The sequence below is a fragment of the Streptomyces rubradiris genome, assembly GCF_016860525.1.
Lineage (GTDB): Bacteria > Actinomycetota > Actinomycetes > Streptomycetales > Streptomycetaceae > Streptomyces > Streptomyces rubradiris.
This window is the reverse complement of the sequence record NZ_BNEA01000015.1, coordinates 4292087-4314951: the sequence shown is the minus strand read 5'-3', so window position 1 is coordinate 4314951 and position 22865 is coordinate 4292087. Positions and strand designations below refer to the sequence as shown.

At 72.7% G+C, this 22865-nt stretch carries 17 protein-coding genes, 2 tRNA genes and 1 other RNA gene; 8 read left to right on the top strand and 12 right to left on the bottom strand.

The features are described 5' to 3' along the window. Window positions 1-7: 7 nt before the first annotated feature. From Srubr_RS32360 to Srubr_RS32350, 3 genes are all read left to right on the top strand, one after another. Window positions 8-1261, top strand: a complete 1254-nt coding sequence (locus Srubr_RS32360; protein ID WP_189994672.1) for a sensor histidine kinase — start codon at window positions 8-10, stop codon at window positions 1259-1261. After that, a complete protein-coding gene (locus tag Srubr_RS32355; protein ID WP_030792512.1) occupies window positions 1258-1872 on the top strand; it encodes a response regulator transcription factor in 615 nt (204 codons plus the stop codon). Before Srubr_RS32360 ends, Srubr_RS32355 begins: the two co-directional genes overlap by 4 nt. 23 nt (window positions 1873-1895) lie before the next feature. Further along, window positions 1896-1971 (top strand) — tRNA-Gly (locus Srubr_RS32350). A 67-nt stretch (window positions 1972-2038) separates the two neighbouring features. Here the strand turns inward: Srubr_RS32350 and Srubr_RS32345 are convergent. The 6 genes from Srubr_RS32345 to ffs all read right to left on the bottom strand — a co-directional run bounded on the left by Srubr_RS32345 (window position 2039) and on the right by ffs (window position 11032). Next, entirely contained in the window at window positions 2039-2938 is a 900-nt protein-coding gene (locus Srubr_RS32345; protein WP_189994680.1) for a phosphoribosylaminoimidazolesuccinocarboxamide synthase, read from the bottom strand. Between the two features lie 69 nt (window positions 2939-3007). Beyond that, window positions 3008-4504, bottom strand: coding sequence for a N,N-dimethylformamidase beta subunit family domain-containing protein (locus Srubr_RS32340; protein WP_189994682.1), 1497 nt, complete (start codon window positions 4502-4504; stop codon window positions 3008-3010). A gap of 288 nt (window positions 4505-4792) precedes the next feature. Next, the gene (locus tag Srubr_RS32335; protein ID WP_229926652.1) at window positions 4793-6658 is read right to left on the bottom strand and encodes a M48 family metalloprotease; all 1866 of its coding nucleotides are present in this window, start codon (window positions 6656-6658) and stop codon (window positions 4793-4795) included. Window positions 6659-6942: 284 nt separating this feature from the next. Next, window positions 6943-8202, bottom strand: coding sequence for a phosphoribosylamine--glycine ligase (purD, locus tag Srubr_RS32330; protein ID WP_189994687.1), 1260 nt, complete (start codon window positions 8200-8202; stop codon window positions 6943-6945). Between the two features lie 156 nt (window positions 8203-8358). Beyond that, window positions 8359-10824 (bottom strand): DNA polymerase III subunit gamma and tau, encoded by a 2466-nt coding sequence (locus tag Srubr_RS32325; RefSeq protein ID WP_189994689.1) that lies wholly within the window; start codon window positions 10822-10824, stop codon window positions 8359-8361. Between the two features lie 109 nt (window positions 10825-10933). Then, window positions 10934-11032: signal recognition particle sRNA small type (gene ffs / locus Srubr_RS32320), an RNA gene on the bottom strand. A 119-nt stretch (window positions 11033-11151) separates the two neighbouring features. Between ffs and Srubr_RS32315 the strand changes: the two genes are divergently transcribed. The 4 genes from Srubr_RS32315 (at window position 11152) to Srubr_RS32300 (ending at window position 15666) form a co-directional block, all read left to right on the top strand. Beyond that, window positions 11152-11236 (top strand) — tRNA-Ser (locus tag Srubr_RS32315). Between the two features lie 631 nt (window positions 11237-11867). Then, window positions 11868-13211, top strand: coding sequence for a transcriptional regulator (locus Srubr_RS32310; protein ID WP_189994691.1), 1344 nt, complete (start codon window positions 11868-11870; stop codon window positions 13209-13211). A gap of 72 nt (window positions 13212-13283) precedes the next feature. Continuing rightward, window positions 13284-14456, top strand: a complete 1173-nt coding sequence (locus tag Srubr_RS32305; RefSeq protein ID WP_189994693.1) for a serine hydrolase domain-containing protein — start codon at window positions 13284-13286, stop codon at window positions 14454-14456. Between the two features lie 292 nt (window positions 14457-14748). After that, window positions 14749-15666, top strand: coding sequence for a restriction endonuclease (locus tag Srubr_RS32300; RefSeq protein WP_189994695.1), 918 nt, complete (start codon window positions 14749-14751; stop codon window positions 15664-15666). A 223-nt stretch (window positions 15667-15889) separates the two neighbouring features. Here the strand turns inward: Srubr_RS32300 and Srubr_RS32295 are convergent, their stop codons facing one another. From Srubr_RS32295 to Srubr_RS32270, 6 genes are all read right to left on the bottom strand, one after another. After that, complete coding sequence (locus Srubr_RS32295; RefSeq protein WP_189994697.1) at window positions 15890-16195, bottom strand: hypothetical protein; 306 nt, start codon at window positions 16193-16195, stop codon at window positions 15890-15892. A 414-nt stretch (window positions 16196-16609) separates the two neighbouring features. Then, window positions 16610-17269 carry a hypothetical protein gene (locus Srubr_RS32290; RefSeq protein ID WP_189994699.1) on the bottom strand — a complete coding sequence of 220 codons (660 nt, stop codon included), beginning with the start codon at window positions 17267-17269 and terminating at the stop codon, window positions 16610-16612. Then, window positions 17266-17496 (bottom strand): hypothetical protein, encoded by a 231-nt coding sequence (locus tag Srubr_RS32285; RefSeq protein ID WP_229926653.1) that lies wholly within the window; start codon window positions 17494-17496, stop codon window positions 17266-17268. The genes Srubr_RS32290 and Srubr_RS32285 overlap by 4 nt, the downstream gene beginning before the upstream one ends. Before the next feature lie 237 nt (window positions 17497-17733). Next, the gene (locus tag Srubr_RS32280; RefSeq protein WP_189994702.1) at window positions 17734-18513 is read right to left on the bottom strand and encodes an SDR family NAD(P)-dependent oxidoreductase; all 780 of its coding nucleotides are present in this window, start codon (window positions 18511-18513) and stop codon (window positions 17734-17736) included. 195 nt (window positions 18514-18708) lie between these two features. Continuing rightward, on the bottom strand, window positions 18709-19185 hold the full coding sequence (locus tag Srubr_RS32275) for a cupin domain-containing protein (protein ID WP_189994704.1): 477 nt from the start codon (window positions 19183-19185) through the stop codon (window positions 18709-18711). Beyond that, on the bottom strand, window positions 19182-22040 hold the full coding sequence (locus Srubr_RS32270; protein WP_189994705.1) for a GNAT family N-acetyltransferase: 2859 nt from the start codon (window positions 22038-22040) through the stop codon (window positions 19182-19184). Before Srubr_RS32270 ends, Srubr_RS32275 begins: the two co-directional genes overlap by 4 nt. Before the next feature lie 79 nt (window positions 22041-22119). On the opposite strand from Srubr_RS32270, the gene Srubr_RS32265 reads away from it, so the two are divergent. Continuing rightward, window positions 22120-22863 carry a siderophore-interacting protein gene (locus tag Srubr_RS32265; protein WP_189994707.1) on the top strand — a complete coding sequence of 248 codons (744 nt, stop codon included), beginning with the start codon at window positions 22120-22122 and terminating at the stop codon, window positions 22861-22863. Window positions 22864-22865: the final 2 nt, after the last annotated feature.

Below are 22865 nucleotides of genomic sequence, written 5' to 3'. Positions count from 1 at the left end.
GGGACGTGTGGTGGGGCCGATACGGCGGTGGCAGCAACGGCACTGGCGGGAGCGCGCCAAGGCGGACCGGGTGGAGTTGTACACGGTCGTCTCCTGGTACGTCACCACCTGGTTCTTCACCCTGTGCTGGCTGATGCTGCCCCTGGCCGCCGGGCTCGTCCGCGGCCGGCCCGCCGCCCTCCTCCTGGGCATCCCGCTGATCCTGGTGGCCGCCCTCCAGTGCGCCGCCGCGAACCGGCTCACCCGGCCCGCCCTCGACCACTATCTGGGGCGTTCCCGGCTGCCGGCCGGCGCCCACCGCGTCCCGGCCGTCCTGATGGGTCTCGCGGTGGCGCTCGTCCTGGCCCTCGCCGCCGTACGCGGGGCCGATGGGCCGACGATCCGGCTGGCGCTCGGCGCCGCCGTGCTGCCGTTCGGGATGCTCTACGGCGTCACCGTCCCGGTACGGGTCTATCTGCGGTACGCGGCGCTGCTCGCCGCGCTGCTCGTGGCCGCCCTCTGGTTCGCCGACCGGTCCGTCGCCGGGCTGCTCGGGACCGCTCTGGTCACCGCGTTCATGACGATGTTCGCGCTGCTCGCCTACCGGTGCGGGTCCTGGACGCTGTCCGTGCTGTGGGAGGCCGAGCGCGCCCGGGAGGTGCAGGCCCGGCTCGCGGTCGCCGAGGAGCGGCTGCGGTTCGGCCGGGACCTGCACGACGTCCTGGGCCGGAACCTGTCGGTGATCTCCCTCAAGAGCGAGCTGGCCGTGCAGCTGGCCCGGCGCGGACGGCCGGAGGCCGTGGAGCAGATGATCGAGGTGCAGCGGATCGCGCAGGAGACCCAGCGGGAGGTGCGGGCCGTCGTGCGCGGCTACCGGGAGGCCGACCTCGGCGCCGAACTCGCCGGTGCCCAGGGCGTGCTGGCGGCGGCCGGGATCGACTGCGAGGTCCGCGCGGAGACCGGCGGACTGCCCGCCGAGGTGCGATCCGCGCTCGGCTGGGTGGTGCGCGAGGCGGCCACCAACGTGCTGCGGCACGGGGACGCGAGCATGTGTCGGGTGGGACTGACGGTGTGTGAGGGGCGGGCGGTGCTGACGGTGGAGAACGACGGAGCCGCGGCGGCGGGCGGCGGCGGGGGCGGCGGCTCGGGGCTGGCCGGGCTGCGGGAGCGGCTGGCCGCCGTGGGCGGGACCTTGGAGGCGGACCACGTCGGCCCCGGCCGGGACCGGTTCCGGCTGGTCGCGGACATACCCCTGACCACTGTGGGAGGAGTCACCTCGTGAGCGCACCGGTACGGCTGTTGCTGGCCGACGACGAGCATCTGATCCGGGGCGCCCTGGCCGCGCTGCTGTCCCTGGAGGACGACCTGCTGGTCGTCGCGGAGGCGGCGAGCGGGCCCGAGGCGCTGGCCATGGCGCGGGCGCACGCACCCGACGTCGCCGTGCTGGATCTGCAGATGCCGGGCGCCGACGGTGTGAAGGTCGCCACATCCCTGCGCGCCGAACTGCCCGGCTGCCGGGTGCTGATCGTCACCGGGCACGGCCGCCCCGGGCATCTGAAACGGGCGCTCGCGGCCGGAGTGCGCGGGTTCGTCCCGAAGACCGTCAGCGCCCAGCGGCTCGCCGAGATCATCCGCACCGTGCACGCGGGAAACCGGTACGTCGACCCGGAGTTGGCCGCCGACGCGATCTCCGCCGGGGACTCCCCGCTGACCGCGCGGGAGGCCGAGGTGCTGGAGCTGGCCGCCGACGGGGCGCCGGTCGCGGAGATCGCCGAGCGGGCCGCGCTGTCGCCGGGGACCGTGCGGAACTACCTCTCCTCGGCGGTCACCAAGCTCGGCGCCGAGAACCGGCATGCGGCGGTGCGTCTCGCACGGGAGCGAGGTTGGGTATAGTTGCTCTCGCGCCACGGCGCAACGCGGACGTAGCTCAGTTGGTAGAGCGCAACCTTGCCAAGGTTGAGGTCGCGAGTTCGAGCCTCGTCGTCCGCTCCACGAAGAAGCCCCCGGTTACCACCGGGGGCTTTTCCCATGCCCCCGGCTTCCGCCGGGGGCTTCCGGGCTACGACCAGGCGGTGCCGGTCAGCCGTTCGTACGCCTCCAGGTACTTCTGCCGAGTCGCGGCCACGACCTCCTCGGGCAGCGGCGGCGGGGGCTGCTCGCCGCGGCGGTCCCAGCCGGACGCCGGCGAGGTCAGCCAGTCGCGCACGAACTGCTTGTCGTACGACGGCTGGGCGCGGCCCGGCTGCCAGGTGTCGGCCGGCCAGAAGCGGGAGGAGTCCGGGGTGAGGACCTCGTCGGCGAGGACGAGCGTGTCGCCGTCGAAGCCGAACTCGAACTTGGTGTCGGCCAGGATGATCCCCCGGTCCCGGGCGATGTCCCGGGCCCGCGCGTACACGGCGAGCGTGGCCTGGCGCAGCTGGGCGGCGGTCTCCGCGCCGACCTGCCGGGCCACCTCCTCGTAGGAGACGTTCTCGTCGTGCTCGCCGACCTCGGCCTTGGTGGCCGGGGTAAAGATCGGGGCGGGCAGCTCGGAGCCGTCGACGAGGCCTTCGGGGAGGGCGAGGCCGCAGACCGTACGGGACTCCTGGTACTCGGCGAGGCCGGAGCCGGTGAGGTAGCCACGGGCCACGCACTCCACCGGGACCATCTTCAGGGACTTGCACACCAGCGTCCGGCCTGCCCAGTCGGCCGGGGCGCCCTCGGGCACCTCGGTGCCGATGACGTGGTTCGCGGCGAGGTCGCGGAGCTGGTCGAACCACCACAGGGAGAGCTGGGTGAGGACCCGGCCCTTGTCGGGGATCTCGGTGGGCAGCACCCAGTCGTAGGCGGACATGCGGTCGCTGGCGACCATCACGAGGTCGCCCGCCTCGTTCTGGTACAGGTCCCGCACCTTTCCGGTGTGCAGGTGCACCAGGCCCGGAACCTGGATCGGCTCGGGCTTTTCTACGAATCCGGACACGGTTCCTCCCCGTGGCTCTGTCCAATGCCCCGATTCTCCCGTACGGGGTTGCTCGGGCGCGCCCGGGGGTCAGTCGCGTTTGCAGATGCGGTCCAGCAGGTTCGCCGTGGCCCGCTGGATCCGGGTGTCCACGTGGCCGGGGCGGTCCAGGGCCGGGGACCAGGCGAAGGTCCCGGAGGCGAACACCCAGGCGCCGGAGGGGGCGCGGTACAGGGACGTCTCCTGGTGCCGGCGGACGCCGTCGGCGTCGGTGTAGGGGGAGTGGGCGAGCAGGATGCGCCCGTCGTGCTCGGGCAGCGCGGTGCGCGGGAAGTAGCGGTCCGCCTCGCCGGCGACCAGACCCTTGATCTCGTCGCCCTCGTGCGCGCCGGTCGCCTCCCACAGCCAGTGGCCGCCGTTGCGCACGATCAGCGGGTGCGGCTCGGGGACCCGGCCCGCGTACTGGATGCCGATCAGCTCCTGTTCGGGCCGGTCGATCTCGCGCCAGAGCGCCGGCCGCCCCGGTCCCTTGCGCTTGCGGCAGGTCAGCAGCCGGTCCGGGACACCGGACGGGGACGGCGCCAGCTCCACCTGCCAGTACATGGTGTTGGCGGAGAGGAAGACCAGTGAGGTGCCCCGGTCCCGGGCGTCCTCGACGGCCCGGCGCATCGGCACCGACCAGTACTCGTCGTGGCCCGGGAAGACCAGGCCCCGGTAGCGGGTGGGGTCGATCCGGCCGGCGTGCAGGTCGCGGGCGTCGGCGTAGGCGAGGTCGTAGCCGTAGCGCTCGGCCCAGCGGATGAAGTCGTAGGCGTGGCCGACGTGCAGGGGCAGGCCCGCGCCCGCGTACGGCCGGTCGAAGGAGACCGTGACGGCGGCGTCGGCCTCGCCGAGGAGGCGGCCGTCCGCGTCCCAGGCGTGGTAGAGGCTGGCGCCGGTGTGGCCGTCCTCCGGGTAGAGGTTGTACGCCTGCCAGGTGACGTCGGGCAGCAGCAGGAGCAGGTCGGCGGGGTGGCTGTCGCGGACCGTGAAGGGCACGTGGGAGCGGTAGCCGTCGTGCGTGGTCAGGACGGCCACGTAGGCGCCGATGCTCCAGTAGGAGGGCACCTGGAGGCGCCAGGACAGCCACCAGTGGTGGCAGGAGACCGTGCGGTCGGCGGTCAGCGGCGGGGGCTGGACGATGCCGGAGAGCCGGGGGCTGGTGGTGATCTTCGCCGCGCCGTCGCCGCCGTAGTGGCCGATGCGGTAGATGTCCACGACGAACTCCTGCGGCGGGTCGACCGTGATGTGGAAGTCGATCGCCTCGCCGGGCGCGACGGCGCCGGTGGAGGTGAAGCCCTTGATCTGGAGGTGCACGTCGTCGGCGGAGCGGGGCCCGGCGGTGGAGGTGCGGGCGGCCGGGGCGCGGCGGCCGGTCTCCTTGGCCGCCTGCGGGCAGGCGTCGACGTACCAGGGCATCACCTTGCCGAAGTCGTCGATGTACGGCTCACTTCCGCGCAGCCAGGGCACCGGGCCCTGGCCGAAGGGGTCCGTGACGCCATGCGCGAGTGCTCCGGACTCCCAGCGGCGAATGCGGTCCGAGGCCATGGTCGCTCCCCTCCCTCGTCCCCCCGTGTCTGGGCTCGCTGTGCGGTGGCTCCGCCGTGTCCGGCCGCGCTGTCGTATGTCGCGCGCCATTGCCAAAGGCGTGGTCGGTCCCAGCACATCACATTACGCACGGGGCTGGTCACTACTCGTTGCGAATTGACCTGAAGTGGAAGACGCCTTTCCGTTACGGGAGTGGCCGACGGGGGTAGGGCGCCGGCCCCCGGAACCGGGCGCCGACGGCCTCGCGGAAACGCCCGGCGATGCCCGGCTAGGGCCTTCGCCGCAGCGTCATACCAGCCGTACGGGCTTCTCGGGGCGTATGCCGAAGGCGGACAGCCAGTCGCGCAGCGGGCCCGGGTCCCCGTCCTCGATCAGGGTGAGCACCTTGGGCGCGAGGTCGGCGGCCCGTTCGCCGCCCAGCAGCAGGGAGGGGCCGTCCAGCCAGTCCAGGGCGGGGACCGCGCCCGCGGTGTCGACGGCCGCGCAGCACACCATCGCCGTGACGTGGTCGGCGAGCAGCTCACGAGCGGTGCGGTGGGGCTGGAGCGGGAAGGGGGGCAGGCCGTGGTCGCCGGGGGCCCAGGCCACGCTGTCGGGGCCCTGGTGGGCGGTGGAGGCGCCGGTACGGGCCCGCCGGGCCCTCGCCTCCTCGCGGGCCAGCTCGGCGGTGAGACGGGCGGCCAGGGCGACGCTTCGGTCGGTGCCGGGCTCCGCCTCGGCCTCACCGTCGGCGTCCATGTCGCGCCCACCCAGACCACCCGTGCGAGTGACGTCGTCGGACGGGGGTGGCCCCTGCGGGGAGTACCCGCCGCCGTCGGCGGTCCGGGGGGCGGGGGCCTGGCCAGGAGGCTCGTGCGGGTGGGCGGGTTCGGCCGGGGCCGGGTCGGCGGTGGTGAGGTGGTCCAGGACCCGGGCCAGGGTGGGGCCGGCCGGGTCGGGGGTGCCGGGGTGGCGGGAGGGGCGTACGCCCAGCGCGTCCAGGGCCCGGTGGAGGCGGGCCGCGTCGACGCGCCAGGTGCGGTCCACGACCTCCTCCGGATACGCCTGCCAGTCCACCGGCGCCCAGTCGGAACACGGCTTCGCGGGGCCGCCGTGGAAGAGGCGGGCGGCGAGCAGGGACGTGGCCTCGTCCACCGCGCCGGGCTCCTCCAGCAGATCGCAGGCCGGGCGCTCGCCGAGCCGGGAGGTGAAGCCCTCGGCCAGCCGGTCGCGGCGGGACAGCTCGGTGAGCGCCGCCACCACGCCCGCGTCCAGCCGGGACGGCCACCGGCCCATGCGCCAGGCGGGCAGCGCGACCCTGGTCAGCAGCCGGTCCCAGCCGGCGTAGGCGAGTCCGACCTGCTCCTGGGCGACGATCCGCAGGCCGTAGTCCACCGCCTGGGCGCGCTCGGCCGCCGCCGCCGCGACCCCGCGCTCCATCTGCGTCGCGTGCTCCCGGCAGCCGCGCAGCAGCAGCCGTGCCGTCCAGCCGACGGCCGCCCACAGCCCGCGGGCCGGCGGACAGCGGCCCGGTGCCGAGGCCACGGCCACGGCCGCGTCCAGCCCGCGCACGAAGCGGCGGGCGGCCGCTATGTCCGGGTGCGCCGAGGGTCCCGTGCCCGCGATGACCGGGGCGAGGACCGCGCGCAGCTCGCCGACGCGCATCCACCACAGGAAGGGCGAGCCGATGACGAGGACCGGCGGGGTCGGGGTCCGGGGGCGGGCCGGGCCCGGCGGTCGGCCGGGTGCCGGGCGCGGCGGGCCGTGCGCCGAGTGCGCCCGGTCCTCCAGCCAGCTGTCGCAGTCCGGGGTGAGCGCTATGGCCGACGGGGCCGGGACCTCCAGGCGGTCGGCCAGGTCCCGCACCATCCGGTACAGGTCCGGGGCGGACTCCTCCGGGATCGGCACCGTGGGGCTGATGGCGGGGCGGGCCCGGGCCACGACCAGGCCGATACCGGCCGCGGCCAGCAACACCAGCACCGCCGGCACGCCCACGGCCCAGCGGGCGGCGTCCCAGCCCCGGCCGACGAGATGGCCGGTGGAGGCGCCGGTCAGCAGGATCACCGCGGCGCCCGCGGGCAGCACCGCCAGGGCCAGCGCCCGGCTCCGGACCCGCAGCACCGCGAGGGCCCGGGAGCGCGCGGCCTGCGCGCCCGCCTCCACACCGATTCCCATCACGTGCCGACCTCGCCCCCTCCCTGCCGCTCGCATGCTGCCCTGGTGTTGCCCACTCCCCCACTGTGGCACCCGCCACTGACAACGCAATGCCGGTGGGCCAAGTGCCGGAACGCTTGCGCGGCACCCTAGTTGGGGCCTGGCCCCCCGTCAGCCGGATAGCTGATTGCTCACACGATGGAATGGCTTTGGTCAGAGCTGGGTGACAGACAGCAAAGATCAGGCCCCGGATTGTGAATCCGGGGCCTGAAGGGCATACGTGCGGGTCAGAAGGTTTTCCTGGCTCAGGCGCCCGTGGTCCGCGCCGCCTTCGCCGCGATGTCGGTGCGGTGCTGCGAGCCGTCCAGGCCGATCCGGCCCACCGCCCGGTAGGCCCGCTCGCGCGCCTCGGCCAGGTCCTTGCCGGTGGCCGTCACGGACAGCACGCGTCCGCCGGCACTGACGACCGCGTCGCCCTGGTGCTTCGTACCGGCGTGCAGCACGTACGCGTGCGGGGCGTCCTCGGCGGCCACCGCGTCCAGCCCGGTGACCGGGTCGCCGGTGCGCGGGGTGCCGGGGTAGTTGTGCGAGGCGACGACGACGGTGACGGCCGCGTCCTCGCTCCAGCGCAGCGGCGCCAGGTCGGCCAGGTTGCCGGTGGCGGCGGCCATCAGCACGCCGGCCAGCGGCGTCTTCAGGCGGGCCAGCACGACCTGGGTCTCCGGGTCGCCGAAGCGGGCGTTGAACTCGATGACCCGTACCCCGCGCGAGGTGATCGCGAGACCGGCGTAGAGCAGCCCGGAGAAGGGCGTGCCGCGGCGGTGCATCTCGTCCACCGTCGGCTGGAGCACGGTCCGCAGCACCTCGTCGACCAGCTTCGGGTCGGCCCAGGGCAGCGGCGAGTACGCGCCCATGCCGCCGGTGTTGGGGCCCTCGTCGCCGTCCAGGGCGCGCTTGAAGTCCTGGGCGGGCTGGAGCGGTACGACGGTCTCGCCGTCGGTGATGGCGAAGAGGGACACCTCGGGGCCGTCCAGGAACTCCTCGACCACCACCCGGTCGCACCCGGCGGCGTGCGCCTTGGCAGCCTCGATGTCGGAGGTGACGACCACGCCCTTGCCGGCGGCGAGACCGTCGTCCTTGACGACGTAGGGGGCGCCGAAGGCGTCCAGGGCCTCGGCGACCTCCTCGGCGCTGGTGCAGACGTAGGAGCGGGCGGTGGGCACCCCGGCCGCCGCCATGACGTCCTTGGCGAAGGCCTTGGACCCCTCGATCCGGGCGGCCTCCCCGGAGGGGCCGAACACCGGGATGCCGGCCGCGCGGACGGCGTCGGCCACACCGGCGACCAGCGGGGCCTCCGGGCCGACGACGACCAGCTCGGCACCGAGGCGGGTGGCCAGTCCGGCCACGGCGGCACCGTCGAGCGCGTCGACCTGGTGCAACTCGGCCACCTCGGCGATGCCGGCGTTGCCGGGGGCGCAGTACAGCGCGGTGACGTCGGGGTCGAGGGACAGGGAGCGGCACAGGGCGTGTTCGCGGGCGCCGCCGCCGATGACGAGGACCTTCACGGGGTCAGCCTAATGGCAAGGTCACCGAAGGCCGGGGCTCGGGTTTGTCGGAGGTTTCTCCAAAGGGGCTGGGAGGGGGTGTGGGTGTGTGGGCGGGATCGGGGGGAGCGCTGGTGTCGGCGGCCGGGCTGGGCTCGGTGCCCGGCCGTCGCTTGGCTACTCGTTGGTGAACTCCTCCACGACCGTCGCGCCCAGCTCGCGCACGATCAGCTCGTGGCCGGAGAGGGCCGACTCGTCCAGATCCGGGTCGTCGTCCTCGGGGATGTCGTCCTCGGGGGCTACGGGCGGCGGCTCGGGGGCGGCGACCGGCTGGGGCGCCGGTGCGGGCGCGGGCGCGGCCGGGGCGCTGTTCCGGGTGGCGGCGGGGGCCTGCGCGGCAGCCTGGGGGGCCGCCGGGCGGGGTGCGGCCGGGGCGCCGTAGCCACCACCGGGAGCGCTGCCGTAGCCACCGGCGGGGGAGCCGCCGTAGCCGGGCGCGCCGCCCGGGGCCTGCGGGGCGCCGCCACCGGACGGATCGACGACCGCCTCGATCTTCCACTGCACGTTGAACTGCTCGGCCAGCGCCTGCCGCAGGACGTCCTCACTGCCGCTGCTCGCGAAGTTGTCACGGGCGCCGGCGTTGACGAAGCCGAGCTGGAGGGTGGTGCCGTCGAAGCCGGTCACCTGGGCGTTCTGGCTGAGCAGGATCCAGGTGAAGCGGCGGCGGTTCTTGACGGCCTCCAGGACGTTCGGCCAGAGCACGCGGGGGTCGAGCCCACCGGTGGGAGCGGGCGCCGGGGCCTGAGGTGCGGGCGCGGGAGCGGGAGCGGACGCGGGAGCCGGACGGCCCGGCTGCTGCTGAGGCTGCTGCGGCTGACCGGCGCCCTGTCCCTGGCCCTGACCTGCCCGCCCGCTCGCCGGAGCGGCGGCCGTGGGCCAGCCACCGGGGCGCCGGCCACTGCCGGCGGGCGTCGCGGTGGGCCAGGCGCCGGGGGCGGGGGCGGGGGCGGCCGGGGGCTGAGCCGCGGGCGCAGGGGCTGCCGGGGCCGCCGGGGCCGTCGGGGCCGTCGGAACCGGAGCTTCGGGGGCGGGAGCAGGCGCCGCCACGGCAGGGGCGACGGCCTCGACCGGACCGCCGGGACCCACCGGCACACCGGGACCACCGGAAACGCCCGGACCACCGCCGGCACCAGGCCCCGCCGGAGCCCCCGCACCCGCGGGAACACCAGAACCACCGGCACCAGCAGCACCACCGGGACCACCGGTGCCACCGGTGCCACTGGGACCACCAGCACCACCGGCACCACCCGCGGCCCGCACAGCCGCGCGGGCCGCGGCGGGCCCTCCACCGGGCGGCACGGACGAGGCGCCCGCACCCGCACCGACGCCCGCGCCCATGCCGGCTGCCGCCGCAGCGGCGCCGCCGTGGGTGTCAGGGCCCGGGACATAGCCCATGGCGGGCATGCCGCCACCGCCCGAGAAGCCGATGCCGCGCTCCAGGCGGTCGAGGCGGGCCATGACGGACCGCTCGTCGCCGTAGGCGGCGGGGAGCAGGACGCGGGCGCAGATCAGTTCCAGCTGGAGGCGGGGCGAGGTGGCGCCGCGCATCTCGGTCAGGCCCTCGTTGACGAGGTCGGCGGCGCGGCTCAGCTCGGCGGCGCCGAACGTCCCGGCCTGGGCCTGCATCCGCTCCAGCACGTCGGCCGGGGCGTCGATGAGGCCCTTCTCGACGGCGTCCGGCACGGCGGCGAGGATCACCAGGTCACGCAGCCGCTCCAGCAGGTCGGCGACGAAGCGGCGCGGGTCGTTGCCGCCCTCGATGACCCGGTCCACGACCTCGAAGGCGGCGGCCCCGTCACCGGTGGCGAAGGCCTCCACGACGGAGTCGAGCAGGGAGCCGTCGGTGTAGCCGAGGAGGGAGGTCGCCATGGCATACGTCACACCGTCCTCGCCGGCGCCGGCGAGGAGCTGGTCCATGACGGACATGGAGTCACGCACGGAACCGGCGCCGGCGCGCACGACGAGCGGCAGCACGCCGTCCTCGACCGGGATGTCCTCCTTCTGGCACACCTCGCCGAGGTACTCGCGCAGCGTGCCCGGGGGGACGAGCCGGAACGGGTAGTGGTGGGTCCGCGACCGGATGGTGCCGATGACCTTCTCGGGCTCGGTGGTCGCGAAGATGAACTTCAGGTGCTCCGGCGGCTCCTCGACGACCTTCAGCAGCGCGTTGAAGCCCGCCGACGTGACCATGTGGGCCTCGTCGATGATGTAGATCTTGTAGCGGCTGCTCGCGGGGCCGAAGAATGCCTTCTCGCGCAGCTCACGGGCGTCGTCCACACCACCGTGAGAGGCCGCGTCGATCTCGATGACGTCGATGGACCCCGGTCCGTTCCGGGCGAGGTCGCGGCACGACTGGCACTCCCCGCAGGGAGTCGGCGTGGGACCTTGCTCACAGTTCAGACAGCGGGCGAGGATGCGCGCGCTGGTCGTCTTGCCGCATCCGCGGGGGCCGCTGAACAGGTACGCGTGATTGACCCGGTTGTTCCGCAGCGCCTGCTGCAGCGGGTCGGTGACATGCTCCTGCCCGATGACCTCCGCAAAGGTCTCCGGGCGGTAGCGGCGGTACAGCGCGAGAGACGACACGCATACGAGGTTAATGGGGCCCACTGACAACGGTCCCCGCCCGCGGATCCGGCCCCTCGCCCTGACCGTGCCCCTGGCCCCGGCCCCGGCGCCCGGCGCCGGTCCCGGGAACGCAAGCGCCCCCCACGCACCCGCCAGAGCCAACCTACCCTTGCTGCCTTCCGGCCCTGGGGGAGTTCAGTCAGATAGCGCCGCGTGAGGGGCTGTGCCCCACAGTACCCGATGGCGGCGCCCGGACCGAACCCGATCGCCCCGTCCCCCGCACCCGGGGACGGCCTGCGGGAACGAGTTCGCGAGCACTCCCCTCGGTCATGTAATGTTTCCGGCGGAGGATTCGCCTAGAGGCCTAGGGCGCACGCTTGGAAAGCGTGTTGGGGGCAACCCCTCACGAGTTCGAATCTCGTATCCTCCGCAGCCGCCCACCTGGGCAAATGAGGGCCCCGACCGGATTCCGGTCGGGGCCCTCGTCGCGTCGTGGTCTCAGTTTTGGTCTCAGTTGCGCGGCGGGAACGCCCGCGGACCTGGATGGATGCAAGTCACATCGTGGGGTTCCGGCCCCAGATCTCCTTCATCAGCTCACCACAGCAGCCGCGACAGCGACATCCCGGCGCATCCTGAACATGCGATGGATGCGCTTGGTCGGCGAGCTCGGACACTAGGACCGCAAGCTCCCGCGCCCGAGCCTTCCACGCCATGGCCTCGCCGCGCGCCTGCGAAGCCCGGCCATCCGCTTCACGTGCCCGCCGATCGGCGTGGATCTTGCCCCAGGGGACACCGCTTCCGTACATACCGCTCCTCACGGCCTCGCAATCAGCATCTCACCGTAAGTAACGATGGTGTGTTTAGCGCGGTCACGATTGCTGTGTCGTCAACTGGCTGGATCTTGGAGAGCGGCTCCACCCCCGACGGGGGCGCGGGAATGGAGCCGCCGATCTGAGGAACCGCACCGCAAGCGTTCAACTGAGGTCGCTTGCCAGCGGCTGATGCTCAGTCAAGGAAGTAGCTTCACAGCTACGCCTTGAGGGGATGACAGGAGTGATGACGTGCCTGCCCAGCCGTTAGCAGTCCATCCGCTGAGCTTCCTCCTCCAGACGCGTGGATGGGGCAAGGCCGCATTCGCCCGGCTTATGCAGGACCACGGGAGGATGCTCGGTATCCCGCTGGCGACCAACCGGACGACTGTCTGGAAGTGGGCACAGGGTCAGGAGCCGGACGCGGACGCCCAGCGCGTCCTGGCCGACCTGCTGGGCGTTCCGTATGAGCAGGCGCGTGCGGAGGGATGGCCCCGCTGGCTGCCAGTCTGGGAGGTGACCGGGCTTACCGCTCCCTGGACAGAGGCCGGTACCGTCGAGGCGTTGTCCGATCTGGTGGGGAGTGGACGGATGGATCGCAGAGGCTTCCTCACCATCACGGGAGCCGCTCTGACGGGCCTCGCGGCGAGCTGGGTGGACGCGCCCTCCGCCATGGCCGCGGCACTCAACGGTGACCGGGTCACGGACACGATGGTCTCGACGATCGAGCAGCGCATCAGCACCCTCCGCACGCTCGACGACCAGCTTGGCGGCGCTCGACTACTGGAACAGGCGCGAGGCGACCTGGCTCTGGTCACCGGTCTCCTCAGCACTGGCCGCTACACCGACAAGGTCAGGCTCCGGCTGTACGCGCTGGCCGCCCGCGTGTCCCACCTGACCGGATGGATGGCCTACGACGCCGGCCTACGATCCGCAGGGCAGCGCTACTACATCGGCGCCCTGCGCAGCGCCCGCACCGCCGACGACGACGCGTTCGGCGCGTTCATCCTCGCGGAGATGGGCGTGCACGTCTCCGAGGCCGGGCGCACCGCCGAGCGTGTCGACCTCATCTCGACCGCCATCGACAACGCGCCACGCTCTCTGTCCCCCTGCACCCAGTCGTTCCTCTACCTGCACAAGGCAGAGGCGCTCTCATGCGACGGCGCCCATCGCGAGGCAGGCATGGCACTCAACCGTGCCACCTCCCTGTGGGAGCGCCACGTGACGGACGAGAACCCTGACTGGCTCGACTGGTTCGGCGAGGCACAACTGAGATCGACCGAGGGGAAGGTCCTGTTGCGCTCGGGGCAGGTGGAACGCGCGACCAGTTCCCTGGAGACTTCCGTGACGAGAGCCGCCCCCCGGGACAAGGCGGTACGGTCAAGCCGTCTCGCTGAGGCGCGGCTCGCCGGCGGCGACCTGGAAGGCGCGTTGGACGCCGCGAACTACGGCGCCGAACTCCTGGAGGACAGCGTCAGCTCCATTCGGGCCCTGAACCGCCTCAAGGAGTTCTCCACACGGCTGGAGCCGCACAAGTCCGTCCCTGCCGTTCGCGAGTTCCGTGAGCGCCTGCAGGAACTGTCCGTCGCCGTTTGATGTCGACCGTCTGATCACCGGGGACGAGCCCGTCTCGGTGAAGAGGGCGGCAAGACTGCCAGGATGGCCGGCATGACGACGATCTACGGTGAGGTGGCACCCGGGTTCGAGCCGGTGCGGACGGCGTTCATAGAGAACTTCACCCGGCACGGGGACCTCGGCGCGGCGGTGTGCGTGTACCGGAACGGCCGACCGGTGGTGGACCTGTGGGGTGGCGTGGCCGACGCCGAAACCGGTCGCCCCTGGACGCGGGACACGCTGCAACTGGTCTACTCGGCGACCAAGGGAGCGACCGCTACCGCTGTGCACATGCTGGCCGAGCGCGGAGCACTCAACCTGGACGCGCCCGTCGCGAAGTACTGGCCGGAGTTCGCCGCGAACGGCAAGGCGGACATCCCGGTGCGCTGGCTCCTGTCCCACAAGGCCGGCCTGGTCGCACTGGATCAGCCAGTGCCGTTGAAGGATGCACTGGCTTGGCACCCGATGGCGGCGGCAATGGCCGCGCAACGCCCCCTCTGGACTCCGGGCACAGCGCACGGCTACCACGGCCGGACCTGGGGCTGGCTGGTCGGCGAGGTGATCCGACGGGTGTCCGGCCGCTCACCGGGCCGCTTCTTCGCCGACGAGATCGCGGCCCCACTGGGCTTGGATTTCTTCATCGGCTTGCCCGCCGGCGAGCGCGACCGAGTCAGCCGCATGGTGTACCAACGGCCGGACGTCGACCTCACCACCCTGCCCACCGAGTCGGTCCCCGAGGAACTCCGCGAGCAGGTCGCCGCCTGGCGGGACCCGGACTCATTCAGCAACAGGGCGTACGCCGTCACCGACCCGCCCGAGATCGACTTCGACTCACCGGAGGTACAGGCCGCGGAGCTCCCGGCCTCCAACGGCATCGGCACCGCACGCGCTCTCGCCCGCATGTACGCCGCGCTGATCGGCGAAGTGGATGGAGTCCGCCTGCTTTCCCCGGACGCATTGGCGTCAGCGACCGAGGAGCAGGCCAGCGGGAAGGACCAGGTCATGCTGATCCCAAGCCGCTTCAGCGCCGGCTACATGCTGCCCACCGAGAGCAACCCGATGCTCGGGCCGAGCTCTTTCGGCCACACCGGCCGGGGAGGGTCGCTCGCCTTCGCCGATCCAGAGCACGGCGCCACTTTCGCTTACGCGATGAACCTCGTCATCGGAGGCGGCGAGGATGCGCGTGCTGCCTCGCTGGTCGATGCAGTGCGGAAGTCACTGACTTAGCAGTCAGCAGGTCGGCCGCAGCAGGCCTCGTCGCACGGATGGCCCTGCTCGGTGCCCTACTCCGCGACGCCCGCAGCTCGCGGCTATCCAACGTGAGCGTGCTGTTCGCCCGCCAAGAACCAGATCGCCCAGTATCCGAGAGGCCACTGGATGGCTTCTGGCTGCGGACGGGAAGACACACGGCTCTGTCAGCGATGGGTGGTAAGCCTGTTCTTCAGCCAATCAGCTCAGCGCCGCCCCGAGGGCAACCGACCAGCCGGCGCGACATCGCACTTCACTGACAGGGAGCACCATGCTCGACTTTCACGAGTTGGCGCCGGACGGCGAGGACCTGGAGCAACTAGTCCGAGAGCTGGCCCTGGCCCTCGGCTACAGGGCCAAGTGGTCCGGCCGGGGGGCAGACGGTGGACGCGACCTTCTCCTGGAAGAACCGGGCGATGTACTGCTCGGGGCGAAGACACGGAAGTGGGTGATCTCGTGCAAGCACATGGCCCACGCCAAGGATGGTGTAGGGCGCTCGGTCAACGGTGAAGATGTTGGGAGCATCGGTGGCATCGTAGATGCCGTTGCACAGCATGACGCCGACGGCTTCCTCCTCGTCTGCTCTACTCAACCGTCAAGCGCCCTGGTCTCCAGGCTGGAATCGATCGAGCGAACCAAAGGCGTACACACTCACGTGTGGGACGGCGTAGAGCTCGAACGCATGCTCGCGACTCCTCGGGGCTGGGCGGTGGCCCAGCGGTTTTTCCCGGTGAGCGCCGAAGCCAGCGGGTGGAAAGTCTTCGCCACCAGCGAGCCAAACCGGTTCATCGGCATCACCCGCGGCTTCTACCTTCGTGTCGCCAACCGACATGGAAGTGCAGTTGGATTCCCACTCAGCTGGATCGACGAGCGTCTAGATCGAATCGAATCGATCGCACTGCCTGTCGGGCACGAAATTCGCCCCCGGGCTATCTTTTACGACGACAAGCACGGCGGATTCGTCTGGTACCTCGACTACTTGTACGGCTACCGCAGTTGGCAGGCCGAGGAGATCGAGCCGCCGATGGATGAGTACATCTTGCGCCGGCAGCTCGGCGACGATGGTGTCTCATATGACGACGGTCAGTTCGACAACTTCGAGATCACCTTCAGGAAGGTCAACCGAGGTCACGATGCCTACGACGCGGACCATTACCGGTACTACGAGAACGTCCCCAGCTACGTCTAGGCCACTGGTGTCGACGGTCCCTTGAAGGGACGGTCCCGATCCAGTACAGGTAGAGCGAACCATGCCGAGTGAGCGTGAGGGAGAAGCCGAGGAGGTCGACGCGCAGACCAACGAGCAGATCGCTGATGGCTCCGCTGGCAGGCGCCTTGGAACCGTGCTTCGCGAGAACACCACCTCGGTCACTAAAGACCTCAGCGGCCTGGGCCTCCTGCCCGATGGTTCATTAGGTGACATTGGGTAGGCTGAGGTCGCCGGTGGACAGTTCCTCCCGCATCAAAGCCCGATAGCTGCGGATCTCGCGTTCCAGCAGGGCCATCGCCTCCTCCTTACTCATCCTCTCCTTCGCCACGTACACCTCGGCAGCAGCCGCCCGAGCCCTGAGCGACTGCTCCTCCAGGAACCCAACCAATTGGGCAGCGCTTGCGTCCGGGTGCAGTTCTAACCAGGTGGCTGCCAACTGATGGCCGAACGCAAGCGTCATGGAGTTGGTGATGACTGCGTGATCTTGGGCTGCGTTGCGATGAGGCACGGGGACCACCATGCCACTAGGTGTAGGACCGCACGGACGATTCTGGTGAAGCGGGTATCTGGAGGCTCATGTCGTCCATGACCGCTCACCCGCCGGCTGTTGCAGCGCTTCCGTCCGGGGTGGTCTCAGTTCTGGTCTCATTCACCCCCGTCCAGTACCGTCCGAAACGCCCACCAGCACCCCCTCCACAGCAGGTCAGGACGCCTCCGTCCCTCGCCGGCCCCCCAGACGAACATTTGGAAAGCGTGTTGGGGGCAACCCCTCACGAGTTCGAATCTCGTATCCTCCGCCAGCCCGAAGGGCCGGACCGCAGCAGCGGTCCGGCCCTTCGGCGTATATCTCTCCAAGCAGGCCTTCCGGACCCGCGACCGGTGGGGAGCGGTTAGCGAGTCCGGAAGGGCCCGTGGGGAGGGGTCAGTGGGTCGGGGAGGAAGTGGGTGGGGTTGTCGGGAGGGGGCTGATGCCCGGCTCGTAGTGGTCGCGGAGGTAGATGCGGGTGCGGTCCGGGGCGTAGTCGTGGGCGTAGAGGCTGACGCAGCCGGTGTCCGAGGTGCCGTACGGGTCGGCGAGCGGGTCCGGGCTCGCGGTGGGCTCGGGGTCGGCGCCGGGGCAGACGGAGCCGTAGCGCATGCCCTTGTTGAATGACTCCGGTTCCGGCACGCCCAGGTGTCTGAAGTCGTGGGTCCGCACGTCGGTCACGGCGGCCGTAGGCTCCAGCAGCTCGCCGGCCGGCGGATAGGCGGCCAGAAAGGCCCGTGCCTGGGACCTGGCCAGTGTGAAGGTGAGCACACCAGTGTCGAAGCGCGAGGTCACCTGATAGCCGGCCCGCGCGTCCTGGGCCGCCGCCGGGATGTCGACGCCCATGTGCCCGCTCATCCACCCCGGCGTGACGCCCTCGACCCACCTGTCGTCCGCGGTCTGCCCGACGGCGCGGTCACCGGCCGGGCCGGTACCGGAGTCGGGTGCGGAGCAGCCTGTCGCCGTCAGGGCGCCCAGGAGGGCCAGCGTGCCGAGGGCCGTCCCGGCGGCGCGCGTCCGGTGGTGGCCGCCTGTGTTGTCGTGGGCGTCGTTCATCGGACGGCCGGCCTCCCGGGTGACCTCTGCGTCGTACGGTCCTGCTGTTGCTCCCGGCCCGGGTCCGTGCGTCCGTCCCTGCTTTCGCCGGGGCCCGGCAGCGGGGACTGGTTGGGCCGCGAGGAGCCGAGATCGTAGTGGTGAGTGCTGCTGCTCCCCGCCATGTCGTACTCCTGGGCGAGTCCCACCCGGTGGAGCTTGGCCATCCGGCCGTCGGGGATCTTCATCGGGCCCACGTTGACGCCCTTGCCCTCGTCCCAGCGCCGGAGGACAGGGGCCAGGGGACCGGGGCGCCGGAGAGTGGCCGGCGACGGGCGGACGCGGCGGCGGGAGGTCGACGGCCGGACGCGTCGTCGTGGTGTTCTCCCTGTGCCGCGCCCCGCCCTCGGTCTCCGTCCGTCGCCTCGTGGGCCCGGGTCCGCTGACGGGCCCCGGGATACGTACGGAGGGAACGGGCGGTGTGCTCACCAGGTCGGGCGGGACGTCACCCCGCCGTCCACCACCAGGTCGTGGCCGGTGATCCAGGAGGCCAGTGGGGAGGCGAGGAAGGCGCAGGCGTCGGCCACGTCCTCGGGGCGGCCCAGGCGGCCGGCCGGGGCGGCGGCGAGCCAGCGGCGTACGCCGTCCGGCCAGGACTCGGTCAGGTCGGGCCGGTCGATCAGCCCGGGCGAGACCGTGTTGACGCGGATGCCGTCGGGGCCGTACTCCAGGGCCGCCGCGCGGGCGTGCATGACCACCGCCGCCTTGGCCGCGCCGTAGTGGGCGTGGCCGGGGGCCGGGTGGGCGGCCTCGATGGAGGCGATGTGGGTGATGGTGCCGCCACCGTGGGCGCGCATGTGGGCGGCGGCGGCCTGGGCGCAGGCGAAGACGCTGGTGAGGTTGGTGTCGACGACCGCGCGCCAGTCCTCGGCCGACAGCTCCGCAAGCGGCTGGACGGGCTGGACGGCCGCATTGTTCACGAGCGCGGTCAGGTGCCCGCCGGACCAGGCCGTCGTCTCCTCGACCAGGCGGCGGCAGGCGGTCTCGTCCGTCAGGTCGGCCCGGAGCACGACCGCCCTGCCGCCCGCCGCCCGGATGCGGTCGGCCACCTCGGTGGCGGCGGCGAGCGCCGTACGGCAGTGCACGGCGACCGCCGCGCCGTGCTCCGCGAAGCGCAGGGCGATGGCGCGGCCGATGCCGCCGCCCGCACCGGTCACCAGCGCGGTCTGTCCGTCCAGCAGGCGAGTGGGAGGGGGCGGGGTCATGGGCGCCGGGCGTCCGCGACGGGGGATACGGCTGGAGTCATGGGCGGCAGGGCTCCCTGGTCGGGGACGCGGCTCGGATCATGGACAGCAAGCCCCCTGGTCAGGAACGCGGCTCCGGTCACGGACAACAGGCCCCCTGCTCAGGAACGCGGCTCCGGTCACGGACAACAGGCCCCCTGCTCAGGAACGATCGGGTCATGGGCGGCACAGTTCCGTGATCAGGGGTGCCTCGGCCGGGTAACGCGCCGTGAGGTCGGCCGGGTTCCCGTGTTCGTAGTCCGCGTAGGTGAATCCGGGGGCCATCGTGCAGCCGAAGAACGTCCACGCGCCGCCCGCCACCACCCGCGCGCCCATCCAGGTGCGGGCCGGCACGGTCAGCTGGAGGTGCTGGCCCGCGCCGGGGTCCGGGCCCAGGACGGGGTGACGGGTGGTGCCGTCGGGCGCGAGGAGCAGCAGCCGGAGCGGGTCGCCGAGGTAGAAGTGCCAGGTCTCGGCGAACGGCAGGCGGTGCAGGGCGGAGAAGTCGTCGGCGGTGAGCAGGGCCACGATGGCCGACCCCTCGGGGCGGCCGTCCGGGCGCTCGGGCCCGGCCCAGGTGCGCCGGAACAGGCCGCCTTCGCGGGGCAGGGGTTCGAGGCCGTAGCGGGCGGTCAGCTCTTCGGGCGTCGTCACCCGGCGAAGGCTACCGCGCGCTCCAGAAAGGCGAGTTGGGCGTGCTTCTCGGGCAGGTACACCTCGGGGAGGTCGACCTCGGGCAGGACGACGGCCGGGCCGCGGGTGAAGCCCTGGCGTTCGAAGCGGGCGATCGCCTTGGCGTTGCGCACGTCCGGGTCGATCACGATCCGCGACCGGTCCAGGACCCGCAGCACGTATGTCGTGATCGCCTTCACCAGCCCGGACGTCCAGCCGGGGTGCGGTCCGTCGGCACCGGCGGGGGCGAGGAGGAGGTGGACGCCGAGGTCGCCGGGGCGGACGTCGTAGCACTCGCCGACCCGGTCGGCGGACGGCTCGTAGGTCTGGAGGAGCGCGGCCGGTTCGCCGTCCTTGGTGACCAGGTGGGCGTGGTGGGTGTCGAGGGTCGCCATGTGGGCGTATATCTCGGCGACCTGGTCCCTGCCGAGGCCGTTCATGCCCCAGAACACGGCGCGTTCGTCGCTCACCCAGGAGTGGATCAGCTCCGCGTCCCCCTCCGGGTCGACGGGGCGGATGCGGACGGTGCCGAAGCCGTCGATGTGCTGGACGTGCAGGTCGGTCATCGGGTTCCTCGGGGTGTCGGGGACGGTTCGCTCGGGGGTGAGCCGGGTCCAGTCGGTGACCACCGGGGCGAGTTCGCCCTTGAGCCACAGCGGGAGCTGGTCGTGGTGGTGGGGGCTGCCGGGTACGCCGTCGGCGCCGAACGGCACCACCCAGCGGCTGCCCTCCCGGTCGGCGAGGTCCCAGACGTAGCGGGCGGCCGGTCCGCGGGCGGCGCGGTCGGTGACGCCGGGGACGGCCGAGGTGCACAGCACGCAGTCGTGGTCGCCGCCGAGTCCGGGTTCGGCGGCGTCGGCGGCCGGCTGCCCGGGCAGGGCCCGCCAGGGGGCCAGGCGGTGGGTGGCGGACCAGGGGCGGGCCGGCGGTGCGGTGGCGATCTCCTCCAGCGCGTCGCGGACGGCCGCCGTGCGGTCGATGTCGTACAACTCCTTGGCTTCCAGGAGGTGTTCGAGGGCGTGGCCGACGCGGGGTACGAGGGCCAGCCAGGGCAGCAGGACCTCCGGGTAGGCCGGGGGCTCGGTGAGCGGGGCGAAGACCGGTTCCGCGGCGAGCCGGCGTACGACCGCGTGGCGCAGCGCCGCGAACACCGCCGCGTCGGTGCTGTCCGCGTCCATCCGGCGGTCCCAGTCGAGCAGGCGGTCCCGGAGGGCCGCGGCGGCGGGGCTGAGCCCGGTGAGGGCGGTGAGGCGCTCCAGCAGCGGGGCGGCGGAGCCGAGGTGGGTGTCGGTGTGGATGGCGGCCATGTCGTCGGCCGTCCAGGTACGGCGGCTGTCGAGCAGGGCGCCGATACGGTTCGCGCGGTGGGGCGGGGCGAACTCGACGCCGAGGGGGGCGGCGAGGCCGCGGGCGTTGGCCATCACCGCGATGCCGTCGGTGGTGGGCGGGTCGGCGTACGGCGTCTGGTGCGTGCCCTGCCAGTCGTGGCCGGGGAGCCAGGCCGGTACCGGGTGGTGGCGGTTGGCCTGGCCGCGGAGGGGGACCTTTCCGGCGACGCGGTGCAGGGTGCCGCCGGCGGTGTCGGCTGCCTGGACGACGTTGACCGGCTCGGTCCAGGCGTCCAGGGCGCGGTCGACGTCGGTGACGGTGCGGGCGCGCAGGAGGGGGAGGAGGGCGCTGAAGCCGAGGTCTTCGGTGACGCGGGGCGGGTAGCGCAGGGCGAGCGCCTCGGCTTCGCCGTCGGCCGGGCCGTGGTACCACCCGTCCGCAGCACCCGTGCGGCCTTCACCGTCGGCCCCGGGGTCGTACGGCGGTTCCTCCCCCGGCCCGGCCGGTTCCCCGGCCGAGTCCGCGCCCGGCCCGGCCGGTCCACGCCCGGAACCGTCCGGTCCCGGCACGGTGACCGCGTCCAGGCCCTCCGGTCCGCCGGCTATCACCGGGCCCCGGGGCGTCTCGACGATTTCTATCTCCAGCGGTGGTTCGGAGGCGATGCGGACGGTCTCGGTGTGGCGGGTGGCACGTTGCCAGGTGCCGTCCGGGCCGAGGGCCTCGACGCCCGCGCCGGTGCGGCGGAGCCGTTCGCGGTAGAGGTCCTGGTAGTCGGCCATGGCGTTGGTGATCGCCCAGGCGACCGTGCCGGTGTGGCCGAAGTGCGGGATGCCGGGCACGCCGGGCACGGCCAGGCCGACGACGTCGAACTCGGGACAGGCCAGGCGGATCTGCTGGTAGACACCGGGGTCCTCGATGAACCGGTGCGGGTCGCCGGCGAGCAGCGCCCGCCCGGTGGCGGTGCGTTCGCCGGTGACCAGCCAGCCGTTGCTGCCCGCCGTGCCCGTACCGTCGGTGGCGAACAGGCCGACGGCCTCCGGACCGAGGTGCCGTATCACCTGCTCGCGCCAGAGCTTGGCGGGGAAGCCGGCGAACAGGATGTGGGTGCCGAGCCAGACCGCGAGGGGCGTCCAGGGCTGCCAGCGACCCGGGGCCAGCCCGGTGCGGGCGAACTCGGGTGCGCGCCCGGCGCCTTCGGCCAGGCCCTCGTTGACGCCGTCGACGTACGCCCGTACCCAGTCCGCCGTCTCGGCGTCCCGGCGTTCCAGCGCGGCGAAGCAGCGCCGGGCGGTGTCCGCGAGCCGCGCCCGGCGGGCGAAGACGTCCCAGGACAGGGCGTCGGCGCCGAGGAAGGACGCGGACGTGCCCTGCGCCCGATGCCGTTCGACCTCCAGTTGCCAGGCCCGGTCGTGCGCCGTGACCAGGCCCTGGGCGCGGGCGAGTTGACGGGCGTCGGACGCGCGCAGGTGGGGGACGCCCCAGGCGTCGCGGTGTATCTCGATGGCCACGAGGGCCCCCTTGGTGCTTTAGGTTAGCCTTGCCTAAGTATTTTCTGTGGCGGAATCGTACGCGAACGATGGAGGGGGCATGGGACAGGGGCGGGGCTGGGAAGGCGCGGTCCTACGACTGCTGCGCGCCAAGGACTTCGTACTGACCGTCCTCGAAGCCGAGGACGTGACCCCTCACTACCGGCGGCTCCGGCTGAGCGACGGCGGACTGCTCGCCGCGACCGGCGTCCACCCGACGATGTGGGTCCGGCTGTGGTTCTCCGACCGGGGCCGGCCGCACCAGCGGGCCTACACCCTGGTCGACCCCGACCCGGCCACCGGCACCTTCGGCCTGGAGTTCGCCCTGCACGAGGGCGTGGCCTCCGACTGGGCCCGGACCGCGCGGCCCGGCGACACCGTCGAGGCCACCGTCCAGGGCACCGGCTTCGCCCACCCCGACCCCGCTCCCTCCCACCTCGTCGCGATCGCCGACCCGGCCTCGCTGCCCGCCGTCAACTCCCTCCTCGGCGCTCTGGGTTCCGCCCCGGCGACCGTCTGGTTCGAGGGCGACCCGGCGGGGCTGCCCTGCCGGACCGAGCCCGGCCGGCACGAGATCCGGCCGGTGCCCCGCCGGGACGCGGGCGCCCACCTGGTGGAACGGGTCCGCGCCGAGCTGCCCGCCGTCCTCGCCGGCACCCCGCACCCGTACGTCTGGATCGCCTGCGACACCGCCACCACCCGCACCCTCGCGGCCTACGCGCGCAAGGAACTGGGCGTGCCGAAACAGCGGGTGCACGCGCTCGGGTACTGGCGCGCCCAGCCCGCGCCCCGGGGAGCGGACTGAGC